Raw genomic sequence first — 14,736 nt, forward strand, 5'->3', positions numbered from 1 at the left:
CCTCATCACGAGTATGGATACCGCAACATGAAATTAGTGAAAAAGCTCTCCCTGCTGCTGGCTGCCGCTGTATTGGCGGGTTGTGCCACGGCCCCGAAACCTATTTACAACTGGGATAACTACCAAACGACGATTTATGATTACTATAAATCTGATGCCAGCCCTGAACAGCAAATTGCTGCTTTAAAAGAGAATATCGAAAAATCACGTGCGAAGAACATGCCAGTCCCTCCGGGCTTACATGCTCATTTGGGTATGCTGTATGGCAATACCGGGCATACAGATTTAGCGATGGCTGAATTTAATACCGAGAAAACGGCATTCCCTGAGTCTGCTCCGTTTATGGATTTTTTGATGAGCAAGGATAAAGGGGCGTTTAAATGAGATCTATTTTCGCAATATGCGCAGTCATGATGGCACTGCTGTTGACTGGCTGTGCCAAGCCGGTACAGCAGGACTACTCTGCATTTAAGCAAAGCAAACCAAAAAGTATTTTGGTGCTGCTGCCACAGAACCAATCGCCAGAAGTGGCTGCCAGCCATGGTATGTTGTCTCAGGTCACTTACCCATTATCTGAAGCGGGCTATTACGTGCTGCCAGTGGCTGTAGTGGAAGAGACATTTAAGCAAAATGGCATGACAAATGCGGGCGACATCAGTGCTGCCAGCCCAGCCAAACTGCATAAAATCTTTGGTGCAGATGCGGTGTTGTACATCACCGTGGTGCAATACGGCACCTCTTATCAGGTCATCACCAGTGATACTCGGGTTACGGCGAATGCCAAACTGGTTGATTTGAGAAGCGGCAAATTGTTGTGGAGCGGCAGTGCGACTGCATCCAGCAATGAAGGCGATAACTCCTCTGGTGGTGTCATCGGCATGTTGGTTCAAGCTGCGGTAACTCAGATCAGCAACACACTCACTGATCGTAGCCATGATATTGCCGGTGTTACCAGTGCACGTATGCTGACCGCCGGAACGCCTAACGGTATTCTCTACGGGCCGCGTTCACCTAATTACGGTAAAGATGCGCAGTAACTCGCTTTAGTGCCGATGCCCCCTGAAGTTGCAGGGGGCATCTGTTACTCTCCCCGCTGTGTTTGATTTAATCGCTGACTTTCCGGTGAGTTAACCCATCCCTCGTAAACTGCTATTCTCTATCTCTACTCTTCATTGTATTACCACGCAGGGAATCAGCGCGATGTTGAATATGAGAAACCGATTTGAGCGTAATAATCTCTTTGGGGAAAAGAGTATCCATGCTGTTTTTGAAATCAGTCTGCTGCTAAAAGCCATACTGGCGGCCCTGGAGATCATCGCCGGTATTTTAACGTATTTTATCACGCCGCAATTTTTACTGAATTTGCTGCATCGCATTACGCAAGTTGAGTTTATCGAAGAGCGTGGGGATGTCGTGGCTAATTATTTGCTGCATGCCGCACAAAGTCTCTCTATCAGCAGTTTACATTTCGCTGCTTTTTATCTGGTGGCCCATGGCGTAATTAAGCTGTGGATCATTATTGGATTATGGCGCAAGAAGTTGGGTTATTACCCCATGGCCATGGTGATTTTTAGCTTATTTATTGTTTATCAACTCTATCGCTATACCTTTACCCACTCGCCACTGCTGATTTTGATAACCATTCTGGATGCGGTGGTGATTGTGTTGACCTTGCTGGAATACCGGCAACTGCGGCGTCAACTGCGACCTGCTGGCTGAACATCTACCCTCAGCAGGTGAGTTAGCACTTTAATCAGCACTTTTAATCACTAAAGAGATGCGCCTGACCAATAATCGTCAGGTCAACCATTGAGCCGATACGAATACCTTCTCGACTGATAGTTTTGATCTCGACACTCTCTTCGCTAGCGACGAGATATAATGTGACTGTCGAGATAAAGCCGGCAAAATCAATATTGGTAATTTTCGCCAGGCAGTGAGTCGGGTAGTGATGATCGGCGGGCAGTGGAGTGATGGTAATTTGCTCGGGGCGCAACATAATCCGCGTCAGGCCATGGCGTTTTGCATCGTCAACCTTGACCCGACCCAATGCACAATCGGCCCATCCGTTGGCGATATTGGCAGAAAGAATCAGTGTTTCCCCCAGAAAGGTCGCTGTCGGTTCATCAATCGGCCGCAGGTAAAGCTCTTGTGGCGGGCCAACATGGGCCAGTTTACCGGCGCGCATGACCGCAACCTGATCGGCAAATGACAGCGCTTCAGTTTGATCATGGGTCACTAAAATAGAGGCAATATTCGCCTGTGCCAGTAGTTCGGCGACCGCTTTGCGGGTTGAGGCGCGCAATGCGGTATCCAGCGCAGAAAATGGCTCATCCAGCAGCATCAGCACCGGGCGCTGCGCGAGTGCTCTGGCGAGAGCTACCCGCTGTTGTTGCCCACCGGAGATCTCATGGGGCCAAAGTTGGGACAATCTGCGGTCTAGCGCGACCATCTCCATCAACTCATCAATCCGGCGTGTTTTCTCCTGCCGGGTGCCTTTTAGCCCATAACCGATGTTGCCCGCCACGGTGAAGTGTGGGAACAGCGCACCATCTTGCGGGACAAAACCAATTCCTCTTTTATGTGCGGGTACTTGAGTTTGGCTATCAAATAGCGGTTCCCCTTGCAGGATAACTGTGCCGTGATCGGGCGTTTCGAAACCGGCAATGATTCGCAGCAGTGTGGTTTTGCCTGAGCCAGAAGGGCCGACAATGGCGGTGCGACTACCCGAGGTAACCTGTAAGTCAATGCGATCTAACACGGTAACCGATTGATAAGACTTGCCGATTTGCTGAAGTTCAAGCGTGCTCATAGTCCTGCCGTACGTTGAGATTGAGAATAAAGCAGCCAGGTTAGCGGCAGGGAAAGCGCCACCATCAGCAGTGCATAAGGTGATGCTGCAACATAATCGATTTCGCTGGTCAATGCCCAGAAACCTGTTGCTAGTGTGCGGGTGCCATTGGGAGCCAGTAATAGCGTGGCGGTTAACTCATTGGAGATGGCGAGGAACACCAATGCCGCTCCGGCGGCAGCCCCCGGTGCCGCGAGGCGCATGGTGGTGCTCCAGAGGGCTTGAGTCGGCGTTTTGCCCAAGCTACGCGCCACGTTTTCTAATTCAACCGGCGCTTGGGCAATCCCGGCCCGCAAACTGATCAACGCCCGTGGCGTAAACATCAATAAATAGGCCAGCAAAATAGTGAATTCGGTTTGATACAGCGGGCGTGCAATGCGGATAGTGATGGTCACCAGTGCCAGCGCGACCACGATACCGGGCAGGGAGCTGGTGACATAATTACAGCCCTCCATTAGCCGATGCAAACGCCCTGGGTAACGTACTGATAACCATGCCATTGGGACGGCGCATAGTGTGATAATCACCGCACCACTCAGTGCTAATGCCAGTGTTTGTTTCAAGGCAGGGAGCAATTCAGGATTCAGCCACACATCGATGCCACCAATATAGAGCCAGCGGGCGAGAGTGATAAAGGGCACGCCCAGCGAGAGGGCGGTGAGCACCAGCGGCAATAACAGGCAAAATAGGGTGAGCGCCGAACCCATAGCGTAAGCGGTTTGGCTTCTAGCGCTACCGGAACCGACTCGTGCATAGCGATTATAGCCGCGGCTGGTGGCCTCAATTAACAGTAATCCCAGGCAACATAGTGCCAGCACTCCGGCTAGCATATTAGCTGCCGGGCCATTAAAGGTGGACTGGAACTGGTCAAAAATGGCGGTGGTAAAGGTATCGAAGCGGATCATGGCATACAGCCCATATTCGGCCAATAAATGTAGTGCAATCAGTATTGAACCGCCCCAAATGGCTAGTTTTAGCTGTGGTAGCACCACTTTAAAAAATACCGCAGTGGGGGGGCTGCCCAGTGACGCGGCGGCGTCTTCAAGGCCGGGATCAAGACGACGTAATACCGCTGATGCGGGCAGGTAGATAAAGGGAAAATAGGCGATAACAGAGATAAAGACTCCTGCGCCAAGCCCGTGCATGGCGGGCACCAGACTAATCCAGGCATAACTTTGCACAAACGCGGGTACTGCTAATGGCGCGATAGCCAGCAGTGACCAAATCCGCCTACCGGGTAGGGCGGTGCGTTCGGTCAGCCACGCCAGTGCGACACCAATAATGGTACAAAGGGGTAGGGTAAAAACCACCAGTAGCGCGGTGTTGATCAGGAGTTCACCCACGCGAGGGCGAAAAACCAGTGCTTTGACGGTTGACCAGCCAGTATCGATGGCAATACCGATAACAAACCCCAATGGCAGCAGGGATAGCAGCGAAAGCATAATCGCGATAGCCACAATCCCAGAGCCTGGGCGGCGGTTATACTGCCGTGTTGCTGCCCTATTCAGTGCAACCGGTGCAACATCGGTACTTATATTGGCCATAATCGTCAAGGCACTCAGCATGTTAAATGCCCGCCGGGCTAGAGACGCGGCGGGCTAAAAAATCAGTCGATTGACTCTATTACAGCAGGCCTGCTTCTGTCATCAATTCAACCACTTTCTTGCTATTTAGTTTGGATGGTTCGACTTTCGGTGCTTGCAGATCTTTCAGTGGCACCAATTTAGGATTTGAAGCTGCATCAACGCCGACGGCATACTCAAATGCATCGTTGGTGCGCAGGATATCCTGGCCGGATTTACTGGTGATCCATTTGACGAACTCTTGTGCTTCTTTCTGATGCTTGCTAGAGGCTAACACGCCGCCGCCAGAGATACTCACAAACGCGCCTGGATCTTCATTTTTGAAGTAGTGCAGCTTGGTGTTGCCGCTGTTCTCGCCAGTTTTTGCCTGATCAACAAAGCGGTAATAGTGATAGATAACCCCACCATCGATTTGTCCCGCATTCACGGCTTTCATCACGGTGCTATTGCCTTTATAGGCGGTAAAGTTGGTTTTCATGGCTTTGAGCCACTCTAACGTCGCTTTTTCGCCTTTTAGCTCCAGCATAGCACTGACAATGGCCTGGAAATCTGCGCCGGATGGTGAGGCTGCCCAGCGGCCTTTCCACTCAGGTTTAGCCAGATCCATAATGGATTTAGGCAGCTGCGCTTCGCTGATTTTTTCCGGATTATAGACAAACACGGTGCTACGGGCGGCAATGCCGGTCCAGCGGCCATGCTCAGGGCGGTACTCTTTAGCAACCTGAGCTTGTGTCGCCGCATCCAGTGGTGCGAACAGTTTGGCATTATCAACCAGCACTATGGCTGGCGAGTTCTCGGTCAGGAAAACATCTGCTGGCGATGCGCTACCCTCCTGAACCAACTGGTTACCTAACTCGCTATCCCCGCCATTACGCAGGGTGACTTTGATGCCAGTATCCTTGGTAAAGCCATCAACCCAGGATTTCACCAGGTTTTCATGTTGAGCGTTATAAATCACAATGCTTTTATCATTTGATGCGGCATGAGCAGAGAACGCCAGCATCATTGAGGAAGCCAGTATAGAAGAGGAGAGCAGTGCGACAGAGCCAAGTGCGGGGAAACGTAACTTCATAGCGACATCCTTTTTAAAAGGTCAGAAGAAGAAAGCGGTTGGTCTGATAGTGGCGAAACAAAATGATTGTATAGAAAGAAAATGGTAATCATAGTGAAAATCATTCGCAATATATGCTACAAGATGTTTCATTTTCAACGCTATTTTTTGTATGGATAACGCCTCCTGCCCCTTGTATTAAGCTCTCCTGCGCATTTATCTGTTTGTTGGCAACAGACAATGACTTAACATAGCTATCACTTTTTTGCATGGTTCATGGATATTCGATGCGCTATCTGGCTGTTATTCTTCCCTTACTCACGTTGCTCTCTGCCTGTAGTAGCAAGCCGACGCCTCCCACCACCGCCACACCATCTGATGGCTTGATACAGAGCGGATTTTTACTTGAACCGGAGCATCAGGGGCATCTGCAAAACGGTGATTTTGCTTATAACGCCGACACTGCCCGCTTTGTCGACAAAATGGTGCGTGAGCACGGTTTTGAGCGCCAACAACTGCATGATGTATTGGCCCAGACCCAAAAGCTGGACTGGGTTATCCGCCTGATGGATAAGCAAGCGCCCACTTCAGGTCGCCCTTCCGGGCCAAATGGGGCTTGGAACCGCTACCGCAACCAATTTATTACGCCGGATAATGTGCAAAATGGCGTGAATTTCTGGAATCAACATGAAGAGGCGCTGCAACGCGCTTATGAGATCTATGGGGTTCCGCCAGAGATTATCGTCGGTATCATCGGCGTTGAAACTCGCTGGGGCCGAGTGATGGGCAAGACCCGCATTATTGATGCATTGGCGACACTCTCTTTTGCCTATCCGCGCCGCGCCGCGTACTTTACTGGCGAGCTGGAGACCTTCTTGCTGATGGCACGTGCTGAGGGCAATGACCCGCTCAGTCTGCGTGGCTCTTACGCGGGTGCGATGGGTTATGGTCAATTTATGCCATCGTCATTTAAGAGCTATGCAGTTGATTTTAATGGTAATGGCCATATCAATTTGTGGGACCCGGAGGATGCGATTGGTAGTGTTGCCAACTACTTCAAATCTCACGGCTGGACGAAAGGGGCGGCAGTCGCGATACCGGCGAATGGTCAGGCACCCAATCTCGAAAATGGTTTTAAGACCAAATATCCGCTATCGACCCTATCTGCGGCGGGGCTAAGCCCAACAGCGCCACTGGGCGACTATCAGGAGGCTAGCCTATTGCGCCTTGATGTCGGCACGGGTTATCAATACTGGTACGGTTTATCTAACTTCTACACTATTACCCGTTACAACCACAGCACCCACTACGCCATGGCGGTGTGGCAATTGGGTGAGGCGGTCGGCAGGGCGCGTAGAGGTTATTGAAATAGCTGCTGACAAAGCTGAACCAAGGGGAAACGTGCCGTTGGGGTCGTAAGCGGCGTAAGCCGCCGAAGTGCCCCTAGGTGCGCTCCCCCCTTGGCTCACAACTGTTTTCATCATACTCAGGGCCACATCAGTGGCCCTTTTTACCACTAAACTAGCGGCTTACAGCAGATGTGAAATATCATCCGGATTCACTGATGGCGGGGATTTACGCCAACCACGGGTGAGCCACAGCAGATAGATAAAGCCTGCCAGCAACCACAGTAGACCCACCTCCAGAGCGCGCTGCTCTAAATGCAGCCACAGCCAGACTGACATCACAAATCCCATCATGGGTAACAGCCCATACTTGAACATGGCCGACGCGCCACGGCGCTTCTCATTGATCAGGAAATGCTTTATCACACTCAGGTTGACAAAGGTAAAAGCGCCCAGCGCGCCAAAGCTAATCATCGACACCACTAAGTTCAGATCAAGGAACAGCGCCAGCAGCGAAATTGTCGCGACGAACAAAATGGCCCGCCATGGCGTATGGAACTTGCGATGCAGATGGAAGAACACTTTACGTGGTAATACCCCTTCACGGCCCATGGCATAGAAGATGCGCGATACACTGGTCTGCGCGGTCATTGCCGAGGCATACACGCCCGTCAGGTAGGTCGCCATAAAGAAGTTATACATCCATTTACCGCCGACATGCTCGGAGATAATCAGGCTGGCGGTATCTTGATGCGGGATCAGCGACTGCCAATCGGGATAGGCCAGATGAGCTGCATAGGAGACGGCGATAAAAATAGCTCCGGCACTGATGACGGTAAACAAAATAGCGCGCGGTAGAGTGCGCTTGGCGTCGTGGGCCTCTTCAGCCATGGTGGCGATGGCATCAAAACCGAGGAATGCCAGACAGAGCACCGCAGCACCGGACAACAAACCAGAGAGATCACCAGCATTCACCAGTAGCGGCTTCATCAGCGCTGCCGGGCTTAGATCTGCCTGACTGAATGAAAGGGCGATAAATAGCACGATAAACACCATCTGTGCGGCGATCAGCGAGAAATTCACCGAAGTGAGCAGTCGCACACCGAGGATATTGAGTAAGCTGACACTGACAATAGAGGCAATGATAAAGAGCGGTGCGGGAACAGCCGGGAATGCCTCGTGCAGGAAAATACCTAAAACCAAATAGTTCAGGATCGGCAGGAACAGATAATCCAGAATTTGCGCCCAGCCCACCAGAAAACCGGTTTTTCCGCCAAAACTGCGCTGAACATAAGAGTAGGCCGAACCTGATAGCGGCATGGCGCTGGTCATCCGGCAATAACTGAGGGCGGTAAACAAAATGGTGGCAACTGTCACCAGATAAGCAATGGGCAAGTGGCCCTGGCTTAATACGGTCACCTGTCCATAGGTGGTAAATACGCCTAATGGCACCATGTAGGCAAGGCCGAAAGCGACCAGCGCGGGGGTTTTAAGCACTCTGCGCAACTGAATATTTTGTGGCATTACCCTATCATCTCCTGGTGTAAACGAGCACCGTTGAGCTGCATTTTTATGCAGCTGTAAAATACAAAGGAGCGGATTTTGACACAAGGGGGGCAGCTTTGAAAGTCCATCACTACCTGACTCGGTAACGGGTGCCATTAAGCGCAATTATTTACCTGAATCACTGACGTAACTCAGTGATTCAGTTTGTCATCTCTTGCGTTTATCTATCCGAATCAGCAGCTTGATAGACTAATTTACCGCCAATCAGTGTGCTCTCCACCTCAGTTTGATAAATCCTCTCTGGCGACTGCTCAAATAGGTTATTTTTCAGAATAGTGATATCGGCGAATTTACCAGCTTCCAGTGAGCCGATGTACTGCTCTTTAGCAATCATATAAGCGGCATCAATGGTGGCAGATCGCAGCGTTTCGATCAGGGTCAGATCCCGGTCAGTATCCAGACGCGGGCCTGCCGGATGACCATCAAGATCCCATGCGCGGCGGGTCATGCCCACTTGCAGGTTGTACCACTCATCCAGGCGATCAATAGGCCAGTCACTGCCATAAGCGATTCGTGCACCAGCATCGAGAAAACGGGCGGCTGGCTCCATATGCTGAAAACGGGTCTCGCCCAGCATGGCACGCTCTTCATCAATTAGCACGCCCGGTAAACCGGCCCACTGGAAGGAGAGCACTGCCGTGGCACCCAGTTTGGCAAAACGCTCATATTGATGAGCGGCAACCAGCTCATTGTGCGCCAATCCCGGCCGGATATCCTTGCCCGGCAGTGCCGCACGCATCTGCTCCACCGCATCTAACACCATCTCGATGGCGCCATCCCCTACGGTGTGAGTATGGGGATGCAGGCCGGCGCGGGCGCACTCCAGAATCACGGCATTGACCATCGGCGCGGTAAAGTAGAGATCGCCATAGTGCTCGGTATTTTGCCAATCTGGCTGCTGCGCGGTGCCATGGTTTGCCCGGTAGGGTTCGAGCAAGGCGGCAGTCATGGTCGGCGGTTGTAACACCCCGTCGATAAAGAGTTTCAGGTGATCGACAGCAAAGCCCGGCGCAGGGCTCCATTCGCGGCTGCCCCATTCACGACCAAACTCCACCACCTCCTGCACCACGCGCGCGGCGTCCTCTGGCCCTTGCAGGCTATCGGGGGTGACCTCTTTAGCTCCCAGCACTCGCAGGGTCAATTCATTACGTTCATGTAACCGACGAAACGCCAGCAACTGCTCGGCAAATACACGGGTATCCATCACGGTCGTCACGCCCTGAGCATTCAGGACCTGCTGCACATGGGCGGCGATTTGCACATTTTTTTCTGCTGTCGCGGATGGGATGCTATCAAAGGCGCGCATGGCGGGTGCATCTTCCAAAATACCGGTCAGTTTGCCATTCGCGTCACGGGCAATTTTGCCGTCTGGCGGCACCGGGGTATTTTCATCAATGCCCAGCAGCTCCAGCGCGCGGCTGTTGGCCGCCAGGGTGTGGCAGTCATTGGAGAATAGTGCCACTGGGCGGCGGGTATTGAGGGAGTCCAGTGCCGCGCGGCTCATATCGGCACCCACTGGCGTCATCGCCTGACGTTGCCAGGCGCGGACAGTCAGCCACTCATTTTCGCCTTTAAAAGGGTCATTATCGAGGTGCTGCTGGATGATATCTAACGTCTGCTCAACACTTAGCGCAGCATAATTAAGGTTACAGCCAATCAGCTGTTTTCCGCCCCAAAACGGGTGCATATGGCTGTCGATCAGGCCGGGCATCATAAACTTGCCGGCCAGATCGATAAGTTGGGTTTTCGCGCCGGAAAACTGGGGGATAAGTTCATCGCCGCCAGTGGCCAGAATATAGCCCTGGCCCAGTGCGATGGCGCTGCAAATGGTGTTATCGGTGTCAGCCGTATAAATCGTGCCGTTGTAATAGATAACATCGGCTACTAACGTCTGTTTAGTCATGTTATGTACTCAATAAATCCCCTTTTAACTGGGGATAGGGATCATTAAATAGCGATTATAGCCTGTTATTGATGGCAAAGCCGCCACAGTGAGCGACGGGCTAATATCAAGAGTTGAGTATCGATTTTTTAGCGATTAATTTTTCAATAGCTCGGTTGCCATCATGGCATTCAGATGGCGCAGGATTTCAGCTTCTGAAAAGGCTAATTCGGTAAACTGGATTAGGCCATCCAGACCACAGACCAGCCCAATTAAGCGCCATGCAACATCACTGGCGTTAATATCTGAGCGGAATTCATCATTGGCAATGCCGGCATTAATGACCGCTAGCGTCGCCTGGTGCCAGTCTGACATTGAGGCGGCATAGGCGGCTTTAATCAGCTCATCTCGCTCTGCCAAAATCGAAACTTCATTCCACAAACGTGTCTCTCTTTGTCCCATCTCATCTTGCGGATAGCCCAGTACTTGTTGCAGCCGTTCAATGGTGGGTAAATTTTGGCACTCTATCGTAAAAGCGGCTAACGACTGTTTCACCAAGAGCAGAAAAGCATCGGCCCGCAGACGTGAAACTGACGCGAAGTGGTGGTGAACCTGCCCAACTGCCACCCCAGCTTCATTGGCAACACGGCGCACGGTGGTAGCGGCCATCCCCTCGGTTATGGCGACACGCATCGCCGCGTGCAAAATGGTGTTGTGGCGCTCTTCGCGGTTCAAATAGGCCAAAAATGGCTCCTTATCTGGTCCATCACTGTTTGGGTCATTATGTGATGAATTGGACGCTAGTTCAACTTTCCGCTATTATTGCGATATTGAACAGGTGTTCAACATTAACTTATGCCCTATTTGAGTGCTGTTTGTATGTCTAAAAAGTGGATGATTTTTTACGTTATTATTCTGATGTATCTCCCCGTTTCGATTGATGCAACCGTATTGCATGTGGCGGCTCCTCGGCTGGGTATTGCCCTGTCGGCGACCGGCAGCGAATTGCTGTGGATCATCGATATTTACTCGCTGGTGATGGCGTGTTTGTTGCTGCCGATGGGGGCGCTGGGGGATCGTATTGGCTTCAAACGGCTGGCTTTAATGGGGTCGGTACTGTTCGGCTTGGCATCACTGGCGGCAGCCCTTGCGCCCTCGGTTGCAGCACTTATTGTGGCGCGCGCGTTTCTGGCGATCGGCGCGGCGATGATCCTGCCAGCCACTTTATCCGCCGTGCGCCATATTTTTACCGACGAGCGCGAGCGGGCGCTGGCGCTGGGGGTATGGGTAGCGATTGGCACTATGGGGGCCGCGATGGGGCCGCTGGTGGGCGGAATATTGCTGGAGCACTTCTATTGGGGTTCGGTTTTTCTGATTAATATTCCCATTATCATCGCCGTGGTGATTGCGACCTTGGTGGTGATCCCCAGCCAACCCATGCGCACTGAGCAGACATGGAAATTGGCTCCGGCACTGGTATTGATTACCGCGATCCTGATGCTGGTCTATGCCGCGAAAACCGGGCTACGTGGTGGTGGCGATATGGTTGTCACCTCTCTGACGGCGCTGTTTGGTGGTGTGATGCTGTTTGCATTTGTTCGCCATCAGCTATCCACGTCGGCCCCAATGATTGATTTTCGTCTGATTAGCCAGCGGGTGATCGCGGTGGGTATGGTGATGGCGATGACCGCCATGATCACGCTGGTGGGTTTTGAGTTGCTGCTGACACAGGAATTGCAGTTTGTCTTGGGCAAAAGTCCGCTCGACGCGGGCATATTTCTACTGCCGCTAATGATTGCTAGTGGGGTGAGCGGGCCGCTATCCGGTTGGCTGGTTGCCAGATTGGGGCTGCGCACCGTCGCCAGTGCTGGTATTGCATTAAGCTCACTGAGCTTTCTGGGGCTAGCCTGGACTGATTTTGCCACTCAAACTTATCTGGCATGGGGATGGATGATATTGCTCGGTTTCAGTATTGAAGCTTCGTTGCTGGCCTCAACGGCGGCCATTATGAGCGCAGCCCCCCCTGAAAAAGCGGGCGCGGCGGGCGCGGTAGAGGGGATGGCTTATGAGTTGGGGGCCGGGTTAGGGGTCGCCATATTTGGTTTGATGCTCTCGCGGGCTTATAGCGCCTCGATTGTGTTACCGGCAGATTTACCGACTGACTTAGTTGCTCAGGCAACGGCATCTATCAGTGAAACCATCCAGGTGGTAAATAGCCTCGGTGGGAATGAACCGCTGCTTGCCAGTGCTAAGCTAGCTTTTTCAGCCTCGCACAGCTTGGTATTAGGTACTGCCAGTGGATTGTTGATGCTACTGGCGCTGGCCGTTGGGTTCACCATGCCGGGGAAACGCGTCCTGCAACTGGCGCACTGATCGTGGGGCTGAAAGGTCGCCAATGATCTTTCAACTATTACTCATTACTCTTACTAAAGTGTGTGATATATCTACTTAAGGCAGTGACCTTTGGTATGCTGATGATGTCATAACCCTATCTTAATAAAGAGTAAGGCTTTCTCTATGACCGAGCGGCAGTTCACAGTACAACTCGATATCGACAGCTCGGTTCAGCCGGTCCGCGTTGCGGCTAAAGGGGATTGGGTCTTGGCGCACTACCGTGCCTTGGAGCCGGAGGTGACCCAATTGCGGGCGAATTTGCCTGCGGCCGTGGTATTTGATCTCAGCCAATTGGGCGCGTTGGATACTGCGGGGGCGACGCTGCTGGTACTGCTCCTCGGCGAGGAGCGTGTCAAGCAATTACGCGAGCTGGCTCCCACATTACCTGATGAGCGCCGAGTCTTACTGGAAACGGTTAGCCACGTTTTACCCGATTTAACGCCGGAACCCGCCACCAAAGCCCCCCCGTTCTGGCTGGAGTTATTGTCCAATATTGGCCGTTCAATGGACAATTTATGGCAAGATATCAAATCCTTACTGGGCTTTGTCGGCCTAACACTCGAAGCTCTGCTGAGCACAATATTTCGCCCCTCCCGCTGGCGAATGACCTCGCTTATCGCCAATATTCAGCAAATTGGCCTGAATGCTGTACCTATCATTATGCTGCTGACCTTTCTGGTCGGGGCTGTCATCGCCTTTCTCGGTGCCACCGTGTTGACCACCTTCGGCGCGGGCATCTTCACCGTTGATTTGGTGGTGTTCTCTTTCCTGCGCGAGTTTGCGGTATTGCTCACCGCCATCCTGATGGCAGGGCGCACCGCCAGTGCCTTCACCGCTGAAATCGGCCTGATGAAAGCCAACGAAGAGATCGACGCCATCCAAACACTGGGGCTTAATCCGGTTGAACTGCTGGTGCTGCCCCGGGTATTGGCGCTATTGATTTCGCTGCCGATGCTGACATTTATCGGCATGATTTGCGGTATTTTTGGTGGCATGGTGGTGTGCGCCTTAACGCTGGATATTTCGCCGACCATGTTTTTGTCGATCATGCAAAACAGCAACGGATTGCAGCACTTTCTGGTGGGGATAAGTAAAGCGCCAGTTTTCGCTTTCCTGATTGCTATCATTGGCTGTCTGGAGGGGTTCAAAGTCACGGGCAGCGCGGAGTCCGTGGGGGTTCATACCACCACCAGTGTGGTGCACTCTATCTTTGTGGTCATCCTGCTTGATGCTGTCGCCGCGCTATTTTTCATGGAGATGGGGTGGTGAGCCAAATGAAGCAAGATGCAATCATTCAAATCCGTGGTTTGGTGAACAGCTTCGGCAAACAGACGGTGCACCAAGACCTGAACCTTGATGTTCAGCGCGGCGAAATTCTCGGCGTGGTCGGGGGGTCGGGAACCGGAAAGTCGGTACTATTGCGCAGTATCGTCGGGTTGCGCCGCCCCACTGGTGGGCAGATCCACGTCTTTGGTCAGGATTTAATGGCGCTGTCGGGGATGGCACGCTCTATGGTCGAACGCCGATTTGGCGTGCTGTTTCAACGGGGTGCGCTGTTTAGCTCTCTGACGGTGACTGAAAACGTGGCGTTGCCGTTAATCGAAAATGCCGGTTTGCCACGGGCGGAAGCGGAGCGTCTGGCGCAGGTCAAATTGGCGCTGGCGGGGTTACCGCCGGGTGCTGGCAGTAAATATCCGGCATCTTTGTCGGGCGGTATGGTCAAACGGGTAGCTTTAGCCCGTGCGCTGGCGCTGGACCCCGACATTTTGTTTCTTGATGAGCCGACGGCGGGTCTTGATCCCATTGGTGCGGCGGCCTTCGACAGTTTGATTCGTACACTGCGCGATGCCCTCAATCTGACGGTGTTTTTGGTGACTCACGATCTGGATACGCTCTATACGCTGTGTGATCGTGTGGCGGTGCTTTCGCAAAAGAGAGTGCTGGTGGTGGATACATTGGATAACGTCGCTGCGACCCATGATGACTGGATTCAGGCGTATTTTCATGGCCCACGTGGCCGGGCTGCCTATCAGGCAGCCACCAATAGTGGAGAGAGGTGGTAA

13 protein-coding genes are annotated in these 14,736 nt (G+C 52.5%); 7 read left to right on the forward strand and 6 right to left on the reverse strand.

Features of this window, described 5'->3' with window-relative positions:
- The first annotated feature begins 27 nt into the window (after positions 1 to 27).
- From FFE93_RS06500 to FFE93_RS06510, 3 genes are all read left to right on the forward strand, one after another.
- Entirely contained in the window at positions 28 to 384 is a 357-nt protein-coding gene (locus FFE93_RS06500; protein WP_005275447.1) for a DUF4810 domain-containing protein, read from the forward strand.
- Positions 381 to 1,037 carry a DUF799 domain-containing protein gene (locus tag FFE93_RS06505; RefSeq protein WP_032898113.1) on the forward strand — a complete coding sequence of 219 codons (657 nt, stop codon included), beginning with the start codon at positions 381 to 383 and terminating at the stop codon, positions 1,035 to 1,037. Before FFE93_RS06500 ends, FFE93_RS06505 begins: the two co-directional genes overlap by 4 nt.
- Before the next feature lie 163 nt (positions 1,038 to 1,200).
- A complete protein-coding gene (locus FFE93_RS06510; RefSeq protein ID WP_005275451.1) occupies positions 1,201 to 1,719 on the forward strand; it encodes a DUF2127 domain-containing protein in 519 nt (172 codons plus the stop codon).
- A 43-nt stretch (positions 1,720 to 1,762) separates the two neighbouring features.
- Here the strand turns inward: FFE93_RS06510 and FFE93_RS06515 are convergent, their stop codons facing one another.
- The 3 genes from FFE93_RS06515 to FFE93_RS06525 form a co-directional block, all read right to left on the reverse strand.
- Positions 1,763 to 2,812 (reverse strand): ABC transporter ATP-binding protein, encoded by a 1,050-nt coding sequence (locus FFE93_RS06515; RefSeq protein ID WP_032898114.1) that lies wholly within the window; start codon positions 2,810 to 2,812, stop codon positions 1,763 to 1,765.
- The gene (locus tag FFE93_RS06520) at positions 2,809 to 4,395 is read right to left on the reverse strand and encodes an ABC transporter permease (protein ID WP_032898135.1); all 1,587 of its coding nucleotides are present in this window, start codon (positions 4,393 to 4,395) and stop codon (positions 2,809 to 2,811) included. Before FFE93_RS06520 ends, FFE93_RS06515 begins: the two co-directional genes overlap by 4 nt.
- 79 nt (positions 4,396 to 4,474) lie before the next feature.
- On the reverse strand, positions 4,475 to 5,506 hold the full coding sequence (locus FFE93_RS06525; protein ID WP_054873123.1) for an iron ABC transporter substrate-binding protein: 1,032 nt from the start codon (positions 5,504 to 5,506) through the stop codon (positions 4,475 to 4,477).
- Between the two features lie 266 nt (positions 5,507 to 5,772).
- Between FFE93_RS06525 and mltB the strand changes: the two genes are divergently transcribed.
- The gene (gene mltB / locus FFE93_RS06530) at positions 5,773 to 6,852 is read left to right on the forward strand and encodes a lytic murein transglycosylase B (protein WP_049600894.1); all 1,080 of its coding nucleotides are present in this window, start codon (positions 5,773 to 5,775) and stop codon (positions 6,850 to 6,852) included.
- Positions 6,853 to 7,014: 162 nt separating this feature from the next.
- Here the strand turns inward: mltB and FFE93_RS06535 are convergent, their stop codons facing one another.
- The 3 genes from FFE93_RS06535 to FFE93_RS06545 all read right to left on the reverse strand — a co-directional run bounded on the left by FFE93_RS06535 (position 7,015) and on the right by FFE93_RS06545 (position 11,023).
- Positions 7,015 to 8,355 carry an APC family permease gene (locus FFE93_RS06535; RefSeq protein ID WP_049600897.1) on the reverse strand — a complete coding sequence of 447 codons (1,341 nt, stop codon included), beginning with the start codon at positions 8,353 to 8,355 and terminating at the stop codon, positions 7,015 to 7,017.
- A gap of 202 nt (positions 8,356 to 8,557) precedes the next feature.
- Positions 8,558 to 10,300 carry an amidohydrolase gene (locus FFE93_RS06540; protein WP_138774924.1) on the reverse strand — a complete coding sequence of 581 codons (1,743 nt, stop codon included), beginning with the start codon at positions 10,298 to 10,300 and terminating at the stop codon, positions 8,558 to 8,560.
- 135 nt (positions 10,301 to 10,435) lie between these two features.
- The gene (locus FFE93_RS06545) at positions 10,436 to 11,023 is read right to left on the reverse strand and encodes a TetR family transcriptional regulator (protein WP_005275468.1); all 588 of its coding nucleotides are present in this window, start codon (positions 11,021 to 11,023) and stop codon (positions 10,436 to 10,438) included.
- Between the two features lie 135 nt (positions 11,024 to 11,158).
- Between FFE93_RS06545 and FFE93_RS06550 the strand changes: the two genes are divergently transcribed.
- The 3 genes from FFE93_RS06550 to FFE93_RS06560 all read left to right on the forward strand — a co-directional run bounded on the left by FFE93_RS06550 (position 11,159) and on the right by FFE93_RS06560 (position 14,736).
- Complete coding sequence (locus FFE93_RS06550) at positions 11,159 to 12,652, forward strand: SmvA family efflux MFS transporter (protein ID WP_032898116.1); 1,494 nt, start codon at positions 11,159 to 11,161, stop codon at positions 12,650 to 12,652.
- Between the two features lie 144 nt (positions 12,653 to 12,796).
- Positions 12,797 to 13,942: an MlaE family ABC transporter permease gene (locus tag FFE93_RS06555; RefSeq protein ID WP_138774925.1), complete on the forward strand. Its 1,146-nt coding sequence runs from the start codon at positions 12,797 to 12,799 to the stop codon at positions 13,940 to 13,942.
- A 5-nt stretch (positions 13,943 to 13,947) separates the two neighbouring features.
- A complete protein-coding gene (locus tag FFE93_RS06560; protein ID WP_005275476.1) occupies positions 13,948 to 14,736 on the forward strand; it encodes an ABC transporter ATP-binding protein in 789 nt (262 codons plus the stop codon).

Source organism: Yersinia sp. KBS0713, from assembly GCF_005937895.2.
Lineage (GTDB): Bacteria > Pseudomonadota > Gammaproteobacteria > Enterobacterales > Enterobacteriaceae > Yersinia > Yersinia bercovieri.